General features: G+C 55.7%; 4 protein-coding genes. 3 read left to right on the plus strand and 1 reads right to left on the minus strand.

Features of this window, described 5'->3' with window-relative positions; genetic code table 11:
• Window positions 1-44 precede the first annotated feature (44 nt).
• Window positions 45-557: a hypothetical protein gene (locus tag AB5Z25_RS10385; protein WP_368135524.1), complete on the minus strand. Its 513-nt coding sequence runs from the start codon at window positions 555-557 to the stop codon at window positions 45-47.
• Between the two features lie 135 nt (window positions 558-692).
• Between AB5Z25_RS10385 and AB5Z25_RS10390 the strand changes: the two genes are divergently transcribed.
• The 3 genes from AB5Z25_RS10390 to AB5Z25_RS10400 are packed head-to-tail and all read left to right on the plus strand — an operon-like array spanning window position 693 to window position 3,661.
• Window positions 693-1,340 (plus strand): hypothetical protein, encoded by a 648-nt coding sequence (locus AB5Z25_RS10390; protein ID WP_368135525.1) that lies wholly within the window; start codon window positions 693-695, stop codon window positions 1,338-1,340.
• A gap of 9 nt (window positions 1,341-1,349) precedes the next feature.
• Entirely contained in the window at window positions 1,350-2,915 is a 1,566-nt protein-coding gene (locus AB5Z25_RS10395; RefSeq protein WP_368135526.1) for a hypothetical protein, read from the plus strand.
• Between the two features lie 5 nt (window positions 2,916-2,920).
• Window positions 2,921-3,661: an ABC transporter ATP-binding protein gene (locus AB5Z25_RS10400; RefSeq protein ID WP_368135527.1), complete on the plus strand. Its 741-nt coding sequence runs from the start codon at window positions 2,921-2,923 to the stop codon at window positions 3,659-3,661.
• Window positions 3,662-3,984: the final 323 nt, after the last annotated feature.

Raw genomic sequence — 3,984 nt, forward strand, 5'->3', positions numbered from 1 at the left:
GCCATGATCTTGTCGAGGCGAACAATTACGGGCATGGCGTTTCCTTACGCAATCTCGTCGGAGTCGAGGTACAGCTCTCGGGCGTACAAGAAGAGCTGGGAAAGCATGAACAGGACGATGCCGAGAACCAGAGAGGTCCAATCGAATGATGAAGCGATCTCTTGGGCGCCGACGGCCCCCTCGCCGCCAAACATCGAAACGGAGGTTTTGAGTGAGCTGGCGTAGAGGCTGGTGGCAGCTTGAACAACGAAGAGAATGCCGAGCACCTTCAAGCATGTCGCAGACCCTTTCTTGAAGGGGTCTCCGCTCTTGATCGTCCACACGAGAACGGCGCTGAGGATGGTCGTAGCGATACCGATGACGGCAGGGACCAATGTCGAGATCGCAAGGGCTGGATACGCGGGGGAGTCTGCAATTACAGGGTTGTCGAGCACTTCGATTGCTGGCTTTAAGGAGAACGCCACTTGTGCGATGGCGGTGGCGCAAAGGGTCGCAGAGGCTATCGCACATGCGATGCGGAAGGAATGAAGCCGGGGAGTGCGATTGTCGGAACTCATAATAACCTCCGAAGAATTTAAAGAACTCAGGTTACTTTTTAACAGTTTATGTTAAATTGACTTTGCCGGCAAGTAATAAGGGCCGAGCATTTTGTTCGGCCCCTCTGTTCCGACTGGATGAGGTTAAGGTTGGCGATGAATATGCTCAAAATCTCGAAGGCGATCTTTAGGTCGCTTCTCTCCTCCAGGTCGCTCTGTGTTGTCGTTGTTGCGTTGATGGTTCTTTGTGCTCTGCCCGTCTTCAGGAGCGCGGCTGGCATCGACGGACGGGTCGAATACCTCGAGTCGGGAATAACCCGTGTTGAGCAGGAATTGTCAGCATCCTATGCGGATGCGCTTGTGAATGCGGGGGAGGACGGTGTCTATACCTCTTCATCAAGCATGCCCGCGCTTCTGTACCCTCTTGCCGCGGGACGTCTTATCTTGGCACCGCTCTCTCCCCTACTTCCGTTTCTGCAGATATCGGATGGAGAGTACACCTATTATGACGGATCGAAGGAGTACTTGCTATGGGTCGCAACGGCCGTTGCCGTCTCGTTCCTTGCCGCGCGTCTTAACAAACGTGAAAAGCTCATCATCCAGGCACCGATGGGCGAGCTGGGTAGACTTGTTGCATCGAGCGTATGGGCGAGTGTTTTTGCAATGCTTGCCGTCCTCGCCATCAATCTTCCAGGGATAATCGCCGCGCTTGTGAAGAATGGCCCGGGCTCGCCGTTCTATCCGATAGGCTACATTCAATATGCGACTCCGGTTATCAAACCGGCTTGGCTGGTGTTCGCGTAGACGGCCATCTTGCAATTCTTGGTGGCAGCGTTCATCTCGCTTGTCGTTCACCTTGCCGTGAAGATTGCCAATAACCCTACGCTTGGAATCGTGTTCGTATGTGCCCTGATGGGGGTGACGATGGTTCCCGGGTATTACGGAAGATCCATCGCTTTACGTGAGTTCGCTCTGTTGAATCCCCTTACGTATGCGAACACTGAGTTGACCGTCGGCGCCTATAGCCCGTACCCGACAACGCAGATAGTGAATCTGCCTGGACTTTGCTTCGAGCGTGGCGCGATTGCCCTCGTATGCGCAATCGGGATCGAGGTGCTGGCAATTAGCCTGCTTTGCGTTGCTGGAAAGAGCGGCTGCGCGTGCCCGATATCCCCGATTTGTCTTGAGAGAGGTTCCTTCACTGCATCGAGAACGGCAACTCGTTCGAGCGCTTGTGCCTCCGCCGTTGCATACGTAAGAACGATGGGGAAACTGCTCCTGCGTTCTCCTACCCTCGCCGTATGCGCGATTGCAATGTCGACGACGATGCTGGCCCCGGCTCTGGTCGAGATGTTTCCTGACGCTGATAACGTTTCCGCTGTTCGGTATAGGGATGGGGAGCTCCGTTCAATAGATCGGTATCTAGAGCAGAACGCTGCGAATATGGACGTCGAGGGCAAAGCGGCCCTGGAAGACATGCGGGATGCTCTTTCGGGTTTCGTGTACGCGCCTATGCCTGCGGAGGGGTTTCGAAGCCTTGCGACGTACGAGCGCGCTCGAGGTGAGCTGGGCGCGGCAGATGCGACTCTCCTGCAATCGATCGGAATCGAGCCGGAGACTCCTTCTCGTGCGGAGGCGCGCGCCCTTCTGCTTGAGTCGATCGCGAGCTTGCCGGACCCCAAGGTTTACGAGTTAAGTACGAAGATGCCCCCATTAATCCTCCTTTCGTATCTCCAGGCAGCGCTTCCCTCCTTATTTTTGCTGTTGCCCGTGGTTGTCACATCGCTCGCGTGCACCCACCTGCAGTGTCGTTCCCTTCTGGTTCTCCAGATCCCCGCAACAGCGCATGTGCGTTTTCTGACGGCTGTTGCGCTGGCTCTCCTGCTTGGCTTGGTGCTGCTTTTGGTGTCGATGGTTCCCGCTGTCGTTGTGTCCGTGATTAAGAACGGTGCGGGTGGATCGGAGTATCCCGTCGCTCTCATTCGGGCGGGAGCTTCGACAACGTCCACGGTGGGGGAGGCGGTGTTGTGCAGTATTCCGTTGCTGGTCATGGCATACGGCGTGATTTCCGTCGTCGCTGCGTTGACAGCGGCGATTAGCCGCAACCCCGTTGTCACCGGAATGGTTTGCGCGGTTCTCTTGGTGTTGGGTTCGTTGAGCGCTCATGTTGAAAGCGTGGGCATGGGCGTCGCGCTGCTGGCTCCATTCGCCTCGTTTGATTCCGCTTCCCAGGTGGGGACGATTGGGTTCCTTGGGCGAGGGACGAACGCGATGCCTTTTGGAGAGGTCGTCGGCGCATCGGGCGCTCTGCTGGTGGTCTTGGGCGCCGTATCTCCGTTGATGGTGCGCCTGAGTGTTCCAAAGATCGAAAGGGGATGATCTCGATGATTGACCTTCAAACGCTGACGATCTCTTATGGAAAGAAGGTGCTCGTAGATTCGGTGAACGCTGAGTTTGCCCCGGGTACGGTCTACGGTCTCGTCGCTCCGAACGGGCATGGAAAGACGACGTTGCTGCGTGCGATGGCAGGTTTGCCGGGTCCTCGCGTGGACGGGAGCATCGTTCTGGATGAGGTGCAGGGTACGGGTGCGAGAGAGGTCCGTTCTATGATCTTCTATGCACCTGGTGAGGGGACGCTGCTGTATCCCGGATTGCGTGCGGAAGATCACCTCAAGATGGTTTGCGATATGTGGCCGCATGCTCGCGATATCGAAGAGATAGTGGAACAAACGCAGATAGGCGAGTTCGCGAAGATGAGGATCCGCACTCTGAGCCAGGGCATGAAGCAGCAGCTTACCCTGGCGATTGCGTATGCGACGGGTGCGCGGTACCTTCTATTAGATGAGCCCATGAACGCGCTCGACCCCAGCAGGGTGGGCTTGCATTCAGAGATCCTCAGGAAGCTGGCCGATTCTGGTACGTGCATCATCATGTCATCCCACATCTTGGATTCGGTCGATAGGCTGTGCGATGAGATTCTGTTTTTGAAGGATGGGAGGCTCATTAGAAGCATTCCGCAAGATGATGCTGCGCCGAAGTCTCCTGGATCCCATTTCGCAAAGCCTGCCGGACGCGCCGAGGGTGCGCTAAGCACGTATCGGCGACTCTACGAAAAAGGCGGGTAGAAATGCAAGTTAAAAATCTATGTGGTCAATGTGATGCCGTTGAACCCGCGTATCGATACCGCTCAGCCATTCGCCTCGCCCCCGCCGCGCGCATCTTCATTCAATCTGTTACTTTTAATCTAACGATTCTTTGAGGAATGCAGGTGCTTCTGAATGTACTGTCGACTTCTTCTCAAACTAATCCTAAGAGACAAGGCCGTATGGATTTCCACGCTCGTTCTTGCTGCAGCCTTTTCCGTCCCCATTGCGTTCAATTCACCCATCTACGGCCCCTTCTTTATGAAGCAGGGCATGCAGGGCTTTGTCGACGCATTCAATACGCG

The organism is Collinsella aerofaciens (genome assembly GCF_040910325.1).
In the GTDB taxonomy this organism is placed as follows: Bacteria; Actinomycetota; Coriobacteriia; order Coriobacteriales; family Coriobacteriaceae; genus Collinsella; species Collinsella aerofaciens_BL.

Bases quoted from the DNA above. Each gene is read 5' to 3' on its own strand.
- AB5Z25_RS10385 (WP_368135524.1), bottom strand. From the start codon at position 557: ATGAGTTCCGACAATCGCACTCCCCGGCTTCATTCCTTCCGCATCGCA.
- AB5Z25_RS10390 (WP_368135525.1), top strand. From the start codon at position 693: ATGAATATGCTCAAAATCTCGAAGGCGATCTTTAGGTCGCTTCTCTCC.
- AB5Z25_RS10400 (WP_368135527.1), top strand. From the start codon at position 2,921: ATGATTGACCTTCAAACGCTGACGATCTCTTATGGAAAGAAGGTGCTC.